General features: G+C 62.8%; 17 protein-coding genes, 1 tRNA gene and 1 rRNA gene. All 19 read left to right on the top strand.

The genetic code is table 11. The features are described from left to right. Positions 1–185: 185 nt before the first annotated feature. The 19 genes from rrf (at position 186) to ACFRFQ_RS09925 (ending at position 18348) form a co-directional block, all read left to right on the top strand. A 5S ribosomal RNA gene (rrf, locus tag ACFRFQ_RS10015) occupies positions 186–302 on the top strand. Positions 303–363: 61 nt separating this feature from the next. After that, a complete protein-coding gene (locus ACFRFQ_RS10010) occupies positions 364–1269 on the top strand; it encodes a hypothetical protein (protein WP_138873233.1) in 906 nt (301 codons plus the stop codon). Continuing rightward, the gene (locus ACFRFQ_RS10005) at positions 1266–2249 is read left to right on the top strand and encodes an HAD-IIA family hydrolase (protein WP_378656280.1); all 984 of its coding nucleotides are present in this window, start codon (positions 1266–1268) and stop codon (positions 2247–2249) included. The genes ACFRFQ_RS10010 and ACFRFQ_RS10005 overlap by 4 nt, the downstream gene beginning before the upstream one ends. 75 nt (positions 2250–2324) lie before the next feature. Beyond that, complete coding sequence (locus ACFRFQ_RS10000; protein ID WP_378656278.1) at positions 2325–2567, top strand: hypothetical protein; 243 nt, start codon at positions 2325–2327, stop codon at positions 2565–2567. 1 nt (position 2568) lies between these two features. Beyond that, positions 2569–3399 (top strand): TlyA family RNA methyltransferase, encoded by an 831-nt coding sequence (locus ACFRFQ_RS09995; RefSeq protein ID WP_378656276.1) that lies wholly within the window; start codon positions 2569–2571, stop codon positions 3397–3399. After that, the gene (locus ACFRFQ_RS09990) at positions 3396–4343 is read left to right on the top strand and encodes an NAD kinase (RefSeq protein WP_378656273.1); all 948 of its coding nucleotides are present in this window, start codon (positions 3396–3398) and stop codon (positions 4341–4343) included. The genes ACFRFQ_RS09995 and ACFRFQ_RS09990 overlap by 4 nt, the downstream gene beginning before the upstream one ends. A gap of 3 nt (positions 4344–4346) precedes the next feature. Continuing rightward, positions 4347–6122: a DNA repair protein RecN gene (recN, locus tag ACFRFQ_RS09985; RefSeq protein ID WP_378656271.1), complete on the top strand. Its 1776-nt coding sequence runs from the start codon at positions 4347–4349 to the stop codon at positions 6120–6122. An 88-nt stretch (positions 6123–6210) separates the two neighbouring features. Next, the gene (gene steA, locus ACFRFQ_RS09980) at positions 6211–7395 is read left to right on the top strand and encodes a putative cytokinetic ring protein SteA (RefSeq protein ID WP_378656268.1); all 1185 of its coding nucleotides are present in this window, start codon (positions 6211–6213) and stop codon (positions 7393–7395) included. Beyond that, on the top strand, positions 7392–8339 hold the full coding sequence (locus ACFRFQ_RS09975; RefSeq protein WP_378656265.1) for a copper transporter: 948 nt from the start codon (positions 7392–7394) through the stop codon (positions 8337–8339). The genes steA and ACFRFQ_RS09975 overlap by 4 nt, the downstream gene beginning before the upstream one ends. A 143-nt stretch (positions 8340–8482) precedes the next feature. Continuing rightward, a complete protein-coding gene (locus tag ACFRFQ_RS09970) occupies positions 8483–10243 on the top strand; it encodes a CTP synthase (RefSeq protein WP_378656263.1) in 1761 nt (586 codons plus the stop codon). A gap of 7 nt (positions 10244–10250) precedes the next feature. After that, positions 10251–10883 (top strand): NUDIX domain-containing protein, encoded by a 633-nt coding sequence (locus ACFRFQ_RS09965; protein WP_378656260.1) that lies wholly within the window; start codon positions 10251–10253, stop codon positions 10881–10883. Position 10884: 1 nt separating this feature from the next. Beyond that, on the top strand, positions 10885–11808 hold the full coding sequence (xerD, locus tag ACFRFQ_RS09960) for a site-specific tyrosine recombinase XerD (protein WP_378656258.1): 924 nt from the start codon (positions 10885–10887) through the stop codon (positions 11806–11808). 172 nt (positions 11809–11980) lie between these two features. Next, entirely contained in the window at positions 11981–12964 is a 984-nt protein-coding gene (locus ACFRFQ_RS09955; RefSeq protein ID WP_378656255.1) for a ParA family protein, read from the top strand. Next, on the top strand, positions 12964–13779 hold the full coding sequence (locus tag ACFRFQ_RS09950) for a segregation and condensation protein A (RefSeq protein ID WP_378656252.1): 816 nt from the start codon (positions 12964–12966) through the stop codon (positions 13777–13779). The genes ACFRFQ_RS09955 and ACFRFQ_RS09950 overlap by 1 nt, the downstream gene beginning before the upstream one ends. Then, positions 13776–14483, top strand: coding sequence for an SMC-Scp complex subunit ScpB (gene scpB, locus ACFRFQ_RS09945; RefSeq protein ID WP_378656250.1), 708 nt, complete (start codon positions 13776–13778; stop codon positions 14481–14483). Before ACFRFQ_RS09950 ends, scpB begins: the two co-directional genes overlap by 4 nt. An 80-nt stretch (positions 14484–14563) precedes the next feature. After that, positions 14564–16057, top strand: coding sequence for a pseudouridine synthase (locus ACFRFQ_RS09940; RefSeq protein ID WP_378656247.1), 1494 nt, complete (start codon positions 14564–14566; stop codon positions 16055–16057). An 11-nt stretch (positions 16058–16068) separates the two neighbouring features. Then, entirely contained in the window at positions 16069–16749 is a 681-nt protein-coding gene (gene cmk / locus ACFRFQ_RS09935; RefSeq protein WP_378656340.1) for a (d)CMP kinase, read from the top strand. After that, positions 16746–18173, top strand: coding sequence for a ribosome biogenesis GTPase Der (der, locus tag ACFRFQ_RS09930; protein ID WP_378656244.1), 1428 nt, complete (start codon positions 16746–16748; stop codon positions 18171–18173). The genes cmk and der overlap by 4 nt, the downstream gene beginning before the upstream one ends. A gap of 101 nt (positions 18174–18274) precedes the next feature. Then, positions 18275–18348: transfer RNA gene (locus ACFRFQ_RS09925), tRNA-Pro, on the top strand. The last annotated feature ends 589 nt before the right edge of the window (positions 18349–18937 follow it).

The raw sequence follows: 18937 nt of genomic DNA, 5'->3' as shown, positions 1-18937 counted from the left end.
GTATGCAGGTGACTGGTACTAATAGGCCGAGGACTTACCACAAAGAAGCTACGCGTCCACTGTGCGGTATCTGAAACAACACACAGATACCTTGATTTCGATCATCCATCATTCACCAACAATTGTTGGTGGGTGTGTGGAGGATCTGGATCACAGGTAAAGTTACTGTGACAGTTTCATAGAGTTACGGCGGTCATAGCGAAGGGGAAACGCCCGGTCCCATTCCGAACCCGGAAGCTAAGCCCTTCAGCGCCGATGGTACTGCACTCGACAGGGTGTGGGAGAGTAGGACACCGCCGAACACCCGTTAACCGAAAGGGGACCCAACATACTGGGTCCCCTTTCGTGCGTTGTATGAAAGGAATGACTGTGTCGGAGAATGGCGACGAGCGTCGGTCCTTCCGTGGGGGAGGAGCGCCTCGTTCAGGTGGCCCCCGTCGTGACAACGACGGGCGTGGTCCCCGAAGCAGCGGTGGCGGCGATCGCCGCGGCGGCGGCGGAGGAGACAGAAGTGGCGGATCGCGTCGTGGCGGCGAGGGTGGATTTGCCCCTCGCGGACGCGACGGTGACCGCAATCAGCGTCAGGCAGCACGCCCTGACGAACCCGATCTACCCGACAACGTAGAACCGACAGAACTTGATCCTGCTGTTCGTCGTGATCTGCTGAGCTTGGACAAGGACAACGCCAACACAGTTGCGCGTCACCTCGTCATGGCCGGCAAGTTGGTCGACGACGATCCGGAGCTTGCACTGCTCCATGCCCGTGCTGCCCGTCAGCGCGCCGGCCGTATCGCGGTTGTTCGTGAAGCCGCCGGTATCACCGCGTATCACGCCGGCGAGTGGGCTGAGGCATTGTCGGAGCTGCGCGCAGCTCGTCGCATGGCCGGCGGTCCCGGACTCATTGCTGTGATGGCTGACTGCGAACGCGGATTGGGTCGCCCCGAGCGGGCGATCGAACTCGGTCGTAGCGACGAAGCGAAACTGCTGTCGGGTGATGAAGCGTCGGAGCTTCGCATGGTCGTGGCCGGCGCACGGATGGATCTCGGCCAGTTCGATCAGGCTGTTGTCACCTTGCAGACTGCTGATTTGGATGCAAAACGTACCGGTGCGTCCGCCGCCAGACTGTTCTACGCCTACGCCGACGCGCTTGTTGCGGCTGGTCGTGTCGAAGACGGTCTGAAGTGGTTCCTCAATGCTGCAGCAGCAGACCTCGAGGGTGACACGGATGCAGAAGAGCGGGTGGCGGAGCTGTCCGGAGAAGATCTGTGACGGTTCTTCGTAGCCAATACGACGTACTTCTGCTCGATCTCGACGGGACGCTTTACGCCGGGGCCCACGCGATTCCTGGTACCCAGAGTGCTCTGGGCCAGGGATCGCAAGAGCTCTATTACGTCACCAACAATGCGAGCCGGTCGCCGTCGGATGTGTCTGCGCATCTGACGGAACTCGGGTTCGATTCCGTCGACGATCGGGTTGTGACAAGTTCACAAACTGCTGCCCGTCTGCTTGCAGAGCGGGTAGCTCCCGGGTCGGCGGTCCTTGTGGTCGGAACGGAAGCACTTGCCGACGAGGTCACGCGCGTCGGACTGCGTCCGGTTCGAGAGTTCGCCGAATCACCGGTTGCCGTCGTACAGGGGCATTCGACCGCGACTGATTGGTCGATCCTTGCCGAGGCGTGCCTCGCAATTCGCGGAGGCGCACTGTGGGTGGCGGCCAATCTCGACACCACGCTGCCCTCCGAGCGTGGTTTGGTGCTCGGAAACGGCTCGATGGTGGCTGCGTTGCGTGCCGCTACCCGGGTAGAACCGTTGGTGGCCGGTAAGCCTGCAGCCCCGCTGATGAATGATGCATTGCTCCGTAGCGGTTGCACCAAGCCTCTTGTCGTCGGCGATCGTCTTGATACGGATATCGAAGGCGCACATGCCGTTTCGGTCGATTCTTTGCTCGTTCTGACCGGTGTCAGCACGCCCGCCGATGTTCTGCGGGCTCCGGCCGAGCAGCATCCCACCTACATTGCCGCCACGCTGGATTCGTTGAACCAGCCTGCCGCTTTGTCGCGGGTCGGCACAGACTCCAAGTGGACTATTTCCGTTTCCGGGTCGGCTTTGGTCGTAGACGGTCCGATGATGGGCGACGAGACGTCGCTGTTGCGCGCACTCGCTCCGGTGGCATGGGAGCATCCGTCGTTCGAAACCGTCGAGGCCTCGGACGCCGATGTGCAACGCGTCGTAGATTCGTGGCAGGTGTAAGTTCTCGCAAGAGTGTTCGACTCGCGGGGTGGGGATGTGTGCGCAACCAAAGGTCATGCACTAGCGTTGTGCGCGATGAGCACCCCGATATCGAACAATGAAAACACGAGTCCTGGCACCGGTGTGCCGGGGCCGTCGCGAGGTGTCGACCCGGATCGTATTCGCTCCGACGTCGACGCTTTGCTCGTGAGTCTCGGGCAACTCGATCAGGATCCGAACGATCAGCACGGAGCAGGCGTGATTCCACACAAGGCGCAATTACTGGAACAAGCACACGAGGTGCTGGTCCAAGCACTGGCGTCTGTGGACAGGGTCTGACATGGCACGTAGAGCACGAGTGGACGCCGAACTCGTCCGTCGTGGATTGGCACGTTCACGCGATCACGCACAAGAGTTGATCTCGGCCGGCCGGGTTCTCATCTCGGGAGCCGTTGCCACCAAACCGGCTACGGCTATCGAAGCAGGTACACCGCTGCGCGTGGTCGAGGTCGAGCAAGAGGTCTCCTGGGCCTCCCGCGGAGCACACAAACTGATCGGCGCTCTTGATGCTTTCGGCGAATCAGGGCTGAGCGTCGAGGGGCGTCGTTGCCTCGACGCCGGCGCGTCAACCGGTGGATTCACCGATGTCCTGTTGACCCGCGGCGCCAAGGAAGTAGTAGCCGTCGACGTCGGATACGGCCAGTTGGTGTGGCGATTGCAGTCCGACGAGCGGGTTCACGTCATCGACCGCACCAATGTCCGCGCCATCGACGCCGAGACCATCGGCGGGACCGTCGACATGGTTGTTGCCGACCTCTCGTTCATCTCCCTCAAACTTGTACTCCCGGCATTTGTCGCCTGCACCGCAGACGGCGCCGACCTGGTTCCGATGGTGAAGCCGCAGTTCGAGGTCGGCAAGGATCGCGTCGGCGCAGGTGGGGTTGTCCGTGATCCGGAGCTTCGGATCTCAGCTGTCCTCGAAGTGTCCGAAGCAGCAGCCAAGGTGGGATTGCGTACCGTTGGTGTTGTCGCGAGCCCGCTGCCCGGCCCGTCCGGAAACGTCGAGTACTTCTTGTGGCTTCGCAAGGAAAACGCGCCGCAGGAGCAGGCCGACGATGCGCCGTCCGTCGAGGATCTGATCCGTAGAGCTGTAGAGGAAGGTCCGCAGTGAATCCAACCGCCGGGGGTGAGTCACGCGAGATTCTTCTGGTGGCGCACCCGGGTCGCCGCGATATCACCGAAACCGCCAGACGCGTCGGAAAGATCTTCGAAAGCGCCGGCATCGGTTTGCGCGTGCTGGTCGATGAAGCTGACAGTTCCCGGATCGAGGCGATGACAGCGCCCGAGGGATTCTCGGCCCCGGATCTGGATGTGACAGTTGTTCATCCGGGCCCCGACGCGGCTGTCGGGTGCGAGATGGTTCTGGTTCTCGGCGGCGACGGAACATTTCTCCGTGCGGCGGAATTAGCTCAGGAAGCATCGATTCCGGTTCTCGGAATCAACCTCGGCCGCATCGGTTTCTTGGCGGAGACCGAAGCCGAGCATCTGGAAGAAGCACTGGCGCAGGTAGTCCGCAAGGAATACCGCGTCGAACACCGGATGACGTTGGACGTCGCGATCAGGGTTGACGACGAGATCATCGACCGGGGCTGGGCGCTCAACGAGGCCAGCATCGAAAATCGTTCTCGTCTGGGCGTTCTCGAAGTTGTTCTCGAAGTTGACGGACGGCCGGTGTCGGCGTTCGGCTGCGACGGTGTCCTGGTGTCCACGCCGACGGGGTCGACGGCCTATGCGTTTTCTGCCGGTGGTCCGGTGGTGTGGCCGGAACTCGAAGCGTTGCTTGTAGTTCCGAGCAACGCGCACGCACTGTTTGCGCGTCCACTCGTCACGAGTCCGGAATCGCTCATTGCAGTCGAGACCGTTGCCGGCAGTCATGACGGGTTGGTGTTCTGCGACGGACGCCGCACGCTGGAACTGCCCGCTGGCGGACGCGTCGAAGTTGTTCGGGGTGCGACGCCGGTCAAGTGGGTACGACTGGACTCGGCGCCGTTTGCCGATCGGATGGTTCGAAAGTTTGAATTGCCGGTGACCGGGTGGCGGGGAAGGAAGCCTTAAAACGTGCTCGCAGAGATCCGAATCGACAGCCTGGGTGTGATCTCCGAGGCGTCAGCGCAATTTCACGAGGGATTGACCGTACTCACCGGTGAGACCGGTGCCGGTAAGACGATGGTTGTCACCAGCCTGCACCTGCTCAGTGGTGCGCGGGCCGATGCCGGTCGGGTGCGTCTGGGCGCATCCCGCGCCGTTGTCGAGGGCAGGTTCGTCACGGATCTGTCGCCGACGTCGGAACGAGAGATCGCGCGGATCCTCGAGTCGTCCGGCGCCGAACGTGACGAGGACGGCAGCATCATCGCGGTCCGGACGGTGGGTAGTGACGGACGATCGCGTGCCCATCTGGGTGGTCGCAGCGTTCCGGCCGGTGTGCTCTCGGAGTTCACCGATCCGCTGTTGACTGTGCACGGGCAGAACGATCAGCTCCGCCTGCTCCGTCCCGACCAGCAGCGCAATGCTCTGGATCGCTTCGGCGACAAGACAATCGGAACGCTCCTGACGCGCTATCGGAAGCATCGCCGAGAGTGGCTTGATGCCCGTTCGGAACTGATCGAACGCACGTCGAAAGCTCGCGAGTTGGCGCAGGAAGCAGATCAGCTGACCTTTGCACTCAACGAAATCGACGGTGTTGCACCGGAACCGGGTGAGGACGCCACGATCGTTGCCGAGGTTCGGCGCCTGAGTGATTTGGATTCGCTGCGCTCGGCCGCGGAGGAAGCACATGCGGCGCTCGCCGGTAGTGACGACATGGCCAGCGCGGATGTCGGAGTGTCGCCGGCGTTGGATCTGATGTCGGAGGCCAGGGCGCGGATCGAGTCCGTCGTCGATGCCGATCTGGACGGTTTGGGTGCCAGGCTGGCCGATGCCATCGCCGTTGTCACCGATGTGGCCGGCGATCTCAATTCTTATCTTGCTGGTTTGCCGTCCGATCCGGGTGCGCTGAACACTTTGCTGTCGCGCCAATCCGAACTCAAGACACTGACGCGCAAGTACGCCGCGGACGTCGACGGAGTTCTGGAATGGGCGGACACCGCTCGAACTCGTCTTTCGAAACTCGACGTATCGTCCGATGCTCTCGGATTGTTGAGCAAGCAGGTCGAGGAAACCGCTGCACTGACGGCAGAGGCAGCCACCAAGCTCAGCGCGGCGCGGGTCAAGGCAGCGGCAAAACTGTCGAAGGCCGTCAGTGCGGAACTCGCCGGACTGGCAATGGGCCGGGCTGGTTTGGACGTGAGTGTGCGTCAGCAGGTTGCCAGCCCGCAGGATTCAGCTCCGCTGAGCGTCGGGGGAGTGGAAGTACATGCCGGTTCCGGTGGCGTGGACGAGGTGGAGTTCCGGTTGTCGGCGCACAGCGGCGCTCCGTCGTTGCCGATCAGTAAAAGTGCGTCCGGCGGTGAACTCTCTCGAGTGATGCTCGCGCTGGAAGTTGTTCTTGCTGGTAGCGACACCGGCGCGACAATGGTGTTCGACGAGGTCGACGCCGGAGTTGGTGGCCGCGCCGCTGTCGAGATCGGGCGCCGGTTGGCGAAACTCGCTCGGACACATCAGGTGATCGTGGTGACGCACCTTCCGCAGGTGGCGGCATTCGCTGATACGCACCTCGTGGTCGACAAGGTAGACGACAAGGGTGGCGTCGTCAGCAGTGGAGTTAGGACCCTCTCCGACAGCGATCGAGTCGTGGAATTGGCGCGGATGCTGGCCGGTTTGGACGATACTGAAACGGGTCGTGCACACGCCGAGGAACTGCTGGAAATTGCCAATGCGGCACGCGTCACAGATTGAACATTTCGTGGTGCAGTTGTGGTTGATGTGGTAGTTGGTTCGGCGCGCCTCCACCGATAGCGGCAGGTTCGGGTTCATCATCGAAGCCATGAAGATGCCCGCATTGCTCTCCCGTAACACCACGTCGTTGCCAGGGATCAGCGGCATCGCCAGGGTCGATCGGAATACGGCCAAGCTTTTACGCCGTGTCGGTCCCGGGGATATCGTCGTCCTGGACGAACTCGACATCGACAGGCGGACAGCCGACGCTCTGGTGAAAGCCGGAGTGCTCGCGGTTGTCAACGCGTCGCCGTCCATCTCCGGTAGATACCCGAACCTCGGCCCGGAGGTGATTGTCGCCAACGGGATCGTCCTGATCGATGCTCCGGACGGCGAGGTCTTCAAGTCCATCAAGGACGGCAGCAAGATTCGCCTGCACGAAGGCGAGATCTTCAACGGGACGAAGAGCCTCGTCACGGGTGAGGAACAGTCGGAGGCCGAGATCTCCGATCGGATGATCGAGGCAAAAACCGGACTGGTCGATCACCTCGAAGCGTTCTCCGGCAACACAATCGAGTTCATCCGAACCGAAAGTCCGCTCCTCATCGACGGCATCGGCGTGCCTGACATCGACATCAATCTCAAGGATCGCCATGTCGTGGTGGTGTCCGACGGGCCCGATCACGAAGCAGATCTGAAGAACCTGAAGCCGTTCATCAAGGAGTACTCGCCGATCATGATCGGCGTCGGCGCGGGTGCCGACGTGCTGAGCAAAGCCGGATACCGCCCCGACCTCATCGTGGGCGACCCGGAGGAAATCACCAGCGCCACTCTGAAGTCCGGTGCCGAGGTGGTTCTGCCCGCCGACCAGGACGGTCATGCTGCCGGCCTTTCGCGCATCCAGGATCTCGGAATCGGCGCCATGACCTTCCCGGCAACGGGTTCACCGACCGATCTGGCTTTGCTGCTCGCGGATCATCATGGTGCGTCGTTGATCGTCACCGTCGGCAACGTCGTCTCGCTCGACGAATTCTTCGATCGTGCTCGCCGCGAAAGTAATCCGTCGGCGTTCATGACCAGGCTCAAGGTCGGTCCGAAACTTGTCGACGCCAAAGCCGTCGCAACGCTGTATCGCAGTCGGGTATCCGGGGGAGCTATTGCCCTGCTGGTGCTCGCCGCACTGGTCGCGGTCATCGTCGCGCTGGTCGTATCCAATGCCGGTAGTGAAGTTCTCGACTGGGCAATCGCAACATGGAACAGCTTTGCGCTGTGGGTTCAGGGGCTCTTCAAGTGATTTCTATGCGTCAACACGCAATTTCGATTGCGGCTATTTTCTTGGCACTCGCCATTGGCGTTGTTCTCGGATCAGGAATGTTGTCGAGTGGGCTGCTCTCCGGTCTACGCGACGACAAGGCTGATCTGCAGAACGAGATCGAGAATCTCAACGAGCAGAGCAATCATCTCGAAGAGCAACTCAACTCCGCTGACGGTTTCGACTCGGCAGTGGGCGGACGCGTCGTGCGTGATTCCCTCGCCGGTCGCACCGTTGTGCTGGTGACAGCGCCGGACGCTGATCCGAGCGACCTGGACGGTGTCACGCGATTGATCGCGGCATCCGGCGGCGCCGTGACGGGTCGCGTGTCTCTGACGGATTCGTTTGTCGACGCCAGCGGTGGTGACCGTCTGCGGACGGTAGTGAACAACGTGATCCCCGCGGGCATCACGCTCAAGACCGGAGCGGTCGACCAGGGCAGCCTCGCCGGCGATCTGCTCGGATCGGTGCTTCTGCTCAACGGATCGACCAGTGAACCGCAGAGCACGTCGGACGAGTTGAATCTTGCTCTCGACACGTTGCGTAGTGCAGGTTTTGTCACGTACGACGGCGTCGTCAAGCCGGCTCAGCTCGCGGTGGTACTCACGGGCGACAACGCGTCGGACGACGGCGCTTCGGGTAACCGTGGCGCGGTGATCGCTCGCTTTGCCGGTGCGCTCGACGGGCGCGGTGCTGGAACAGTTCTGGCGGGTCGACCCGGCTCGGCCGATGGCAATGGTCCGATTGCGGTCGTGCGGGCCGATGCGGCGCTCTCAGCGGGGCTGACGACCATCGACAACGTCGATCGGGAGGCAGGCAAGATCACGACCCCGCTTGCTCTGCAAGAGCAGTTGAACGGCGGAGCGGGACGGTACGGAACCGGCCCGGGAGCCGAGGCGATCACCGTCGGTGCACCCGCGAGTTGATACCCCGGTCACATCATGGGGCGAAACTCGGCGCGTAGTAGGCGTCGGGGCCCCATTGGTGTTACCGTGAAATCCCGTGGGTCGGCAGGCCCCAGCATTGCTTCACCAGACCAAGCCCTGCACAGTCGTCACGGGAGCCCCTTTTGCCACAGTCACGCAACACCACGCGTACCGCCACCAAGCACATCTTCGTCAGCGGAGGTGTTGCTTCTTCGCTCGGTAAAGGTTTGACCGCCTCCAGTTTGGGACAGTTGCTTACCGCACGGGGCATGCGCGTGACCATGCAGAAACTCGATCCCTATCTCAATGTGGATCCGGGCACCATGAATCCGTTCCAGCACGGTGAAGTGTTTGTCACCGAAGACGGCGCGGAGACCGACCTCGACGTCGGACACTACGAACGCTTCCTCGATCGCGATCTGTCGGGTCAGGCCAATGTCACCACCGGCCAGGTGTATTCGACGGTTATCGCCAAGGAGCGTCGCGGCGAATACCTGGGCGACACCGTTCAGGTCATTCCGCACATCACCGACGAAATCAAGCGCCGCATCCTCGAGATGAGCGGCCCCGATCTGCAGGGTGTGCGTCCCGACGTCGTCATCACCGAAATCGGTGGAACCGTCGGCGACATCGAATCGCAGCCATTCCTCGAGGCTGCCCGCCAGGTCCGCCACGAAATCGGCCGCGACAACGTCTTCTTCCTCCACGTTTCCCTCGTGCCGTTCCTCGGCCCGTCCGGAGAACTCAAGACCAAGCCGACGCAGCACTCGGTCGCGTCGTTGCGCAGCATCGGTATTCAGCCGGACGCACTGATTCTCCGTTGCGATCGTGACGTCCCGATGGGCCTGAAGAACAAGATCGCCCTCATGTGCGACGTGGACGTCGACGCGTGCATCTCCACTCCCGACGCTCCGTCGATCTACGACATTCCGAAGGTTCTGCACCGCGAGGGCCTCGACGCGTACGTCGTGCGCCAGTTGGGTCTGCCCTTCCGTGACGTCGACTGGACGGTATGGGGCGATCTGCTCGATCGGGTTCACCAGCCGCGCGAGACCGTCCGAGTTGCGTTGGTCGGCAAGTACGTCGACCTGCCGGACGCATATCTTTCGGTGACCGAGGCACTGCGCGCCGGCGGCTTCGCCAACCGTTCCAAGGTCGAGATCTCGTGGGTCGCTTCCGACGAGTGCGAGACCGAAGCGGGCGCTCAGGCCGCACTCGGTGACGTCGACGCCATTCTGATTCCCGGTGGCTTCGGCATCCGCGGTATCGAAGGCAAGCTCGGCGCAATCCGGTACTCCCGCGCACGTAAGCTCCCGCTGCTCGGTATCTGCCTGGGTCTGCAGTGTGTTGTCATCGAAGCAGCACGCAGCGTCGGTCTGACGGACGCCAACTCGGCTGAGTTCGAACCCGACACCAAGTTCCCCGTCATCTCCACGATGGCCGATCAGGAAGACGTGATCGCCGGCGAGGCCGACCTCGGTGGCACGATGCGACTGGGTGCGTACCCGGCAGTGCTGACCAAGGGTTCGGTTGCGGCGCAGGCCTACGGAACCGAAAATGTTTCGGAGCGTCACCGTCACCGCTTCGAGGTCAACAACACCTACCGTGATCGTATTGCCAAGTCCGGCTTGAAGTTCAGCGGTACGTCTCCCGACGGTCATCTCGTCGAGTTCGTCGAGTACCCGCGCGAGCAGCACCCGTTCTTTGTCGCTACGCAGGCGCACCCGGAACTCAAGAGCCGCCCGACGCGTCCGCACCCGCTGTTCTCGGCGTTCATCGATGCGGCTCTGAAGTACAAGCTCGAAGAGCGTCTGCCCGTTGATGTTCACGCGGAGGAGACCATCGACACGGCAGCAACCGAGACCGAACTCGATGCCGTCACCGAATCGTCGGAAAAGGTCTGAGAAGCATATGAGCGACCCCGGTCGGCACGAATTCGACACCCTCGACTCCACCACGATCTACACCGGCGCGATCATCGCGTTGCGTAAGGATTCCGTGGTGATGCCAGGGGGTCAGCGTGCCGACCGGGAGGTCGTCGAACATCATGGCGCTGTTGCGGTGGTGGCGATCGACGCCGACGACAATGTTGTTCTGATTCACCAGTATCGGCATCCGCTCGGTCATCGGTTGTGGGAGATCCCGGCCGGTCTTCTCGACGCGCCTGGTGAGAGTCCGTTGGACGCCGCCGCGCGTGAGTTGGGCGAAGAAACCGGACTGGGCGCCGATCGTTGGTCGGTGCTTGTCGACGTTGCACTTTCGCCGGGATTCACCGACGAAGCTGTGCGCGTGTTCCTTGCCGAGGGACTGCACGACGTGGACCGCGAGGATCCCGAACACGAAGAGGCCGATCTACAGATTGCTCGGGTGCCGTTGGCTGAGGCTGTCGACATGGCGTTGCGCGGCGATCTGGTGAACGCCACTGCGGTGTCCGGCATCATGGCGCTGGCGGCAGCGCGTTCCGCGGGCACCGCGTTGCGGCCCGCCGACGCACCGTGGCCGGACCGTCCGACGGCTTTCGGAGAACGCAAGTCCAGGGTCTGAAATGCTTGCCCGACAGGTGGATTCGTTTCTCGACCACCTAGCAGTCGAGCGGGGATCGGCTCGCAACACCCTTCTCTCGTACCGGAGGGATCTGTACCGCTACGTCGAATATCTCAATGCCCGCGGCATCGACGACGTCTCGCGTGTAGCTGAAAACGACATCACGGAGTTCGTGACGAATCTGCGGCTGGGGGACAAGGACGCCGGAATCATCGCGTTGGCGCCGAGCTCTGCCGCGCGCACCCTGATCGCGGTCCGAGGTTTTCACAAGTTCTCCGCCGCCGAAGGGCTCACAACTGTCGACGTGGCCCGGGCGGTCAAACCGCCGACCCCCGGACGCAAACTCCCCAAAGCGCTCCCGCTCGATCAGATCATCGCGCTCCTCGAAGCATCCGGCGGTGGCGCTGCCGGCGACGGTCCACGGGATCTGAGGGATCGCGCACTCCTGGAACTGCTCTACTCCACCGGCGCGCGTATCTCGGAAGCCATCGACCTCGATGTCGACGACATCGACACGCAGTCGCGATCTGTCGTTCTCCAAGGCAAGGGCGGTAAGCAACGTGTGGTGCCGATCGGTCGGCCCGCGATCGAGGCCGTCGACGCATATCTTGTGCGCGGCCGGCCCGCACTGGCTACCCGGGGATTGCCTGCGCTGTTCCTGAACGCGCGCGGTGGCCGGTTGTCGCGGCAAAGTGCCTGGCAGATCCTTCAGGACTCGGCGGCATCGGCAGGGATCACCGCGGACGTCTCGCCCCACACACTGCGACATTCCTTTGCCACACACCTGCTCGACGGCGGTGCCGACGTTCGGGTTGTGCAAGAACTTCTGGGCCACGCGTCGGTCACGACAACCCAGATCTACACCTTGGTGACCGTCACAGCGCTGCGTGAAGTGTGGGCGCAAGCACACCCTCGGGCGCGCTAGCGGCTTGCGTGTAATGCGTGTTGCGTGAGAAATCGGAGAAATAAGCGGTAGCGTTCAAGACGCGCGAGCGACTCTTGTGAGTATTCGGCCTGTCGGAATTCGGTATTGCCGGGTATTCCACGGGTTGCCGGCGCCGAGAGCAACCGTCGAAAGAACAGGGGAGCATCGGACCGTGTCGACATCGCAGCGAGCAGCGGCGGAGTCAGCGCCGCCGTATGTCACAACCCAATATCTCGACCCTTCTACGGAACCTGCGCCAGCCGCCGAGTCCGAGGCGATCTTCGACCTACCGACAGCACCTGACACCGCATCTGCGGAAGAACTGGGACCAACCGGTAGACCGGTACGAGAAGTCCCGATGCCGACGCCGTTGCCCCACCACGGTCCCGCGATGATCATCGCAATGTGCAACCAGAAGGGTGGCGTCGGGAAGACGACGTCCACCATCAATCTGGGAGCGGCGCTGGCGGAATACGGCCGCCGCGTGTTGTTGGTCGATCTGGACCCGCAGGGCGCGCTGTCCGCAGGACTAGGTGTGCAGCACCACGATCTGGAACTGACCGTTCACAACCTGCTCGTCGAACCACGGGTGTCCATCGACGACGTGCTGATGCGCACCCGGATCGACGGACTGGATCTGCTGCCGAGCAATATCGATCTGTCGGCGGCCGAGATCCAGCTTGTCACCGAAGTGGGACGCGAACAGACATTGGGCCGCGTGCTGCATCCGGTTCTGGATCGATACGACTACGTCCTCATCGACTGCCAGCCGTCGCTGGGTCTGCTGACGGTCAACGCCTTGGCCTGCGCCGATTCCGTGATCATTCCGATGGAATGCGAGTACTTCAGCCTGCGCGGACTGGCTCTGCTCAACGACACCGTCGAGAAAGTCCACGACCGGCTCAATTCCAAACTCGAGCTGGCCGGTATCGTCGTCACGATGTTCGACTCGCGCACACTCCACGCCCGTGAGGTGATGGCGCGCGTCGTCGAGGTGTTCGGCGACGTCGTCTACGACACCGTCATCAACCGCACCGTTCGTTTCCCCGAAACCAGCGTGGCCGGCGAGCCGATAACCACGTGGGCACCCAAATCTGCGGGAGCCGAGGCGTATCGAGCGCTGGCCCGCGAAGTAATCCACCGGTCTGGTCGTTAGTGAAACTGATTCCACCGCAAGAAGATTCATCCTCGGCAGTTGCAGAGTTTCGCGTAACACTTCGAAATTTCGAAGGTCCGTTCGATCTGCTGCTTTCCCTGATCAACCAACGCCAACTCGATGTCACCGAGATAGCGCTGCACACCGTCACCGACGATTTCATCGCCTACACGAGGCAACTCGGCAGTGCGATGGGGCTCGATCAGACGACGGAGTTTCTTGTTGTCGCCGCGACACTTCTCGACCTGAAAGCAGCCAGGCTCCTGCCGGCGGGAGAGGTCGAGGACGCCGAAGATCTTGCTCTGCTCGAAGCGCGCGACCTACTTTTTGCCAGGCTCCTTCAATATCGCGCCTACAAACAAGTTGCCACGCTGTTCGGTGAACTCGAAGAGGCAGCGCTGCGGCGATACCCGCGTTCCGTTGCCGTCGAGGACCAGTTCGCCGGTCTCCTTCCGGAAGTGCTGCTCGGGGTGGATTCGTACAAGTTCGCGGAGATCGCGGCAACCGTCTTCGCTCCCCGGCCGGTGCCCACGGTGAGCATCGATCACCTGCATGTGTCCAATATCTCGATCCCCGAACAGGCAGATTTCATCCTCGAATTGCTGCGGGCTCGCGGCGCAGGCGAGTGGGTACCGTTTCCGGATCTGATCGAGGACTGCGACGAGGCCGCCCCGATTGTCGCGCGCTTCCTGGCGCTGCTCGAGCTGTACCGTCGGCGCACCATCGCCTTTGACCAACCCGAACCGCTCGGGCCACTGCTCGTTACCTGGACCGGCGAGGTATCAACCGCCGTCACCGAGGAGGACTACCGATGATGCTCGATCCGGCCGCGACGGAATCTGCGCAGGTAGAAGACTCTGGTGAGCGCGATTCCGCTCCGGACTTCGAGCTCGACGACCCGCAACTCGACGCCATTCTCGAGTCGCTGCTACTCGTCGTCGATTCACCAGCAGAGGTGGCTCAACTTGCCTCGGTGACCGGCACCGATCCAGCTCGCGTCGAGCAGCGACTGCAGGCGATGTCCGCCGCGCTCACCGCCCGCGCAAGTGGCATGGACCTGCGATACGCCGGAGACGGATGGCGTTTCTACACACGGCAAGAGTTCGCCCCCTACGTCGAACGGCTCTTGCTGGACGGCGCACGCACCAAACTGACCCGCGCAGCATTGGAAACTTTGGCGATAGTCGCATACCGTGGACCGTTGACTCGTGCGCGGATCAGTGCAGTACGAGGCGTCAACGTGGACGGGGTGGTACGCACACTCCTCGCCCGCGGACTGATCGCGGAAGCCGGGCCAGACCCGGACACCAACGCGACACGGTACTCCACAACCGAACTGTTCCTCGAACGGCTCGGATTGAGCTCGCTGAGCGATCTCCCGGAGTTGGCACCGCTTTTGCCTGATGTCGACCTCATCGAGGACATCAGCGAAAGCCTCGAATCCGATCCGCGATTTGCGAGAATGAACAAGGCCGACGTGCCCACCGCCGTGGTGGACACCGAAGTCGACGACGACTGACGGGTGCAATCCCGCCGTCGTCAGCAGAAAGAAAAGACCCGACCACAGTCGGGAAACAGCTGAAAACTGACAGGAAAAAAGTGAACAATCCCGCTCGCCGAGATGGCACACCGGACCGTAACAACTCCCGCGACACCCGCGGCGCACGCAACGATGCACCCCGTGGTGGTCGTAGCGACAGCCGCAGTGGTGGACGCAGTGACGCCCCCCGCGGCGCACGCAGCGAAGCACCCCGTGGTGGACGCAGCAACACTTCCCGCAGTACTTCCGGATACGACCGCAATGCCGGATCCGACCGCCCCCGCACGGACGACCGTCGCGGTGGATTCAATGACGATCGGCGCCCCCCGCGCAGTGACGACCGTCGTCCCCCGCGCAGCGACGACCGCCGTCCCGCTCGCACGGATGACCGTCGTGGTGGGTACAACGACGACCGTCGCCCCGCTCGCAGTGATGACCGTCGCGGTGGTTACAACGATGATCGGCGCGGCCCGCGCAGTGACGACCGCCGCGGCCCCCGCAGCGATGACCGTCGCACACCCCACGTTGATGCCCGTCGCGCACCGCGCGGTGGCGCAGACCGTCGCAGTGACGATCAGCGCGGCGCACGCCCCGAGGCTCCTCGCGGCACCGCCTGGGCAAACGCCCCGCGTGGATCCAAGTTCGACGGACCTCCGCGCAAGCGTCCGGCAGCCCCGACACCGCCGGCAACCAACAAGCGTGGCAAGCCGAAGACCGAGAAGCCGCAGCGCGTCGTCTCCCAGAACCCGTTGGTGTCCAACGCCAAGCCGGCGCGTCATCAGCACGCCGAGGTCACCAAGCACGACGGCCCGCCGAAGGGTGACGGCGTCCGCTTGCAGAAGGTGCTGGCTCAGGCCGGTGTTGCATCACGTCGTGCAGCAGAGGAACTGATCGAGCAAGGTCGCGTCGAGGTCGACGGCCGCATCGTGATCGAGCAGGGTCTGCGTGTCGACCCCGAGAACGCAGTGGTTCGCGTCGACGGCGTCCGCGTCGTCGTGCAGAAGGATCTCGTCTACCTCGCGATGAACAAGCCGCGTGGATGGCAGTGCACCATGTCCGACGACCTCGGTCGCCCGTGCGTCGGTGACATCGTCTCCGAGCGCGTTCAGTCCGGCCAGCGGCTCTTCCACGTCGGTCGTCTCGACGCCGACACCGAAGGCTTGCTCCTCTTCACCAACGACGGCGATCTGGCTCACCGTCTGATGCACCCGTCGTTCGAGGTTCCGAAGACGTACCTCGCAACGGTTCACGGCGTTGTCGAGCGCAGCACCGGCAAGCAACTGCGTGACGGTGTCACCCTCGACGACGGTCCGGCCAAGGTGGACGCGTTCACTGTGCTCGAGATCAACGAGGGCAAGACGCTCGTCAAGCTCGTTCTGCACGAAGGCCGTAAGCACATCGTGCGTCGCCTCCTCGATGCCGTCGGTCACCCCGTTGTCCGGCTGGTTCGCACCAACGTCGGCGTTGTTGCTCTCGGCGATCAGCGTCCGGGAACGCAGCGCGTCCTCGGTCGTAGCGAGGTCGGTGGACTGTACGAGGCGGTCGGCCTGTGACCGATTCGTCCATGCCGTTGGTAGTCGCGATGGACGGACCGTCCGGAACCGGCAAATCCAGCGTGTCCCGCGCGTTGGCGCAGCGTTTGGGCGCCCGCTACCTCGACACCGGAGCTATCTACCGGATCGCGACCCTGCACGTGCTGCGTCAGGGAATCGATCTGAATGACGCTGCGGCGATCACCGCTGCGGTTGCGGCATTGCCCTGGTCCATCGGTACCGACCCCGCCGGCGAGCAGGTTCAGCTCGACGGCGCGGACGTCAGCGAGGAGATTCGCGGCGACGCGGTCACCAAGGCTGTCTCCGCAGTGTCGGCCGTTCCCGAGGTCCGCGACCTGCTGGTCGCCACGCAGCGTGAGCTGGCGGCAGGCGCAGAGCGGATCGTCGTCGAAGGCCGCGATATCGGAACCGTCGTACTCCCTGATGCGGACGTCAAGATCTTCTTGACCGCGTCCGCGGAAACCCGTGCGGCACGGCGCAATACGCAGAACGTCGGCCAAGGCCGCGAAGACAATTACGAAGCGGTGCTGGCTGATGTGCAGCGCCGTGACCATCTCGATTCGACTCGGGCAGTGTCGCCGTTGCGCCCTGCCGAGGATTCCATCCTGGTGGATACGAGCGAATTGGGCATTGAAGATGTGATCGCCAAGCTGCTGTTGGTGGTCAGCGACAGAACTGGAGCAGTGCAGTGAGCGACGATCTGGTAACCGAATTTGCCGGCGACGGAACCTGGTCCGAGGAATCGGAGTGGGATTACGCCGATCTCGAAGCGGACGGCGAAGGCGAAGCGCACATTGCCGTCCCGACCTTGGCTGTTGTCGGTCGACCGAATGTCGGCAAGTCGACGCTCGTCAACCGCATCATCGGCCGTCGTGAAGCGGTGGTCGAGGACATCCCCGGTGTTACTCGCGACCGCGTCTCGTACGAGGCGAACTGGGCCGGCCGACGCTTCCTCGTCCAGGACACCGGCGGATGGGAGCCCGACGCAAAGGGCCTTCAGCAGGCCGTTGCTCGTCAGGCCGAGTTGGCCATGGGAACGGCTGACGCCATCCTCCTGGTCGTCGACGCTGTTGTCGGCGCGACCGCGACGGACGAAGCTGTGGCTCGCGTGCTGCGTCGTTCCAAGACTCCGGTCATCCTCGTTGCCAACAAGGTGGACGACGGACGCACCGAGTCCGAGGTCGCAGCACTGTGGTCCTTGGGCCTCGGTCAGCCGTACTCCGTGAGTGCGACGCACGGCCGCGGTACCGGCGACCTGCTCGACGAGGTTCTCGAGAAGCTGCCGGAAACACCGCGTGAAGGCATCCCCGGCGGCGGTCCGCGTCGTGTTGCGCTGGTCGGAAAGCCGAACGTCGGAAAGTCCAGCTTGCTCAACAAGCTGTCCGGTGACGAGCGCTCCGTCGTACACAACGTTGCCGGCACGACCGTGGACCCGGTCGACTCGATCGTCGAACTCGGCGGGCGCCCTTGGCGCTTCGTTGACACGGCTGGTCTGCGCAAGCGCGTCAGCCATGCCAGCGGCGCCGAGTTCTACGCGTCGCTGCGTACGAAGAGCGCGATCGAGGCCGCTGAGGTCGCGATCCTGCTGATCGACGCACACGAGCCGATCACCGAGCAGGACCTGCGTGTCCTGAGCATGGTGGCCGACACCGGCCGTGCACTGGTGATCGCTTTCAACAAGTGGGATCTCGTGGACGAGGACCGTCGACTCATGCTGGACAAGGAAGTGGACCGCGATCTGGTCCGCGTTCCGTGGGCTCAGCGGGTCAACATCTCCGCCCACACCGGTCGCGCCGTGCAGAAGCTCGTGCCGGCGCTCGACACGGCTCTGGAGTCCTGGGACAAGCGCATCCCCACGGGTCGCTTGAATACCTGGCTCAAGGAAGTTGTGGCAGCGACGCCGCCGCCGATGCGTGGTGGCCGTCTGCCTCGCATCATGTTCGCGACGCAGGCAAGCACACGTCCGCCGACGTTCGTTCTCTTCACCACAGGCTTCCTCGAGGCCGGCTACCGCCGCTTCATCGAGCGGCGTCTGCGTGAAGAGTTCAACTTCGACGGCAGCCCGGTCCGCGTTTCCGTGCGAGTGCGCGAGAAGCGCGACCGCAAGAGCCGCTAGTTACACCGCCAATTCGGTACTAAAACGGCTCTGACCAGCCGATTGGTACTTCAGCCCGTCTCTGATGTAATCTTTCCAAGCGCCCGAAACAAGGGCGCGGACGGGCTGTGGCGCAGCTTGGTAGCGCACTTGACTGGGGGTCAAGTGGTCGCAGGTTCAAATCCTGTCAGCCCGACCGAAGAAAAGCCTGGTGAGAGACATTCTCGCCAGGCTTTTCTTATGTTCTCGATAGACCCAATCGGTGGTCTAAAGTCGCAGGAAATTTGCGACAGAAGACAGCTGCTGGAGGCTGCTGGCGGGCAGCAGAAGTCCGGGCTCTGACATCTTCAATTCGGATGTCGAGCGGTCCAAAAACCCGACCGATGCTGCTGTTACGTCTGGTATATCTGGTTTGATACCCCCATGAAGAAGATATTTGTCGGGTATTGGGTGTTGAAGTGCTATTGCTGATGGGATGTAGCTCAGGCGAAGCCGATCCGATTCGTGCGGATTCAGCTACCGAAGCAGATCCCGATGACAGTTGCGCCGAAGCTGTTGCAGCCGGTGTCGCCCCACTGCGCGAAAGGGATCCCGGTTACCGATCAAGTTAACACCGCGACAACGACGGGGTTGCATGCGAAGTTGACACTTCGGTTGCGCCGTCGACGAGCAGTAAGGCACCGGAGTTCGACGCGGTGGAGTACTAGGCTCACTCGAGCAAGCACTCCTGGTTGGCGCGGGTCTCGAAATATTCACCACTGTATGCCCTGATATCTCGTGGCTGT

Origin of the sequence: Rhodococcus sp. NPDC056743, from assembly GCF_042790355.1 — a bacterium.
In the GTDB taxonomy this organism is placed as follows: Bacteria; Actinomycetota; Actinomycetes; order Mycobacteriales; family Mycobacteriaceae; genus Rhodococcus_F.
The sequence above is the reverse complement of the archived record's forward strand: the minus strand, read 5'-3'. Positions and strand labels throughout refer to the sequence as shown.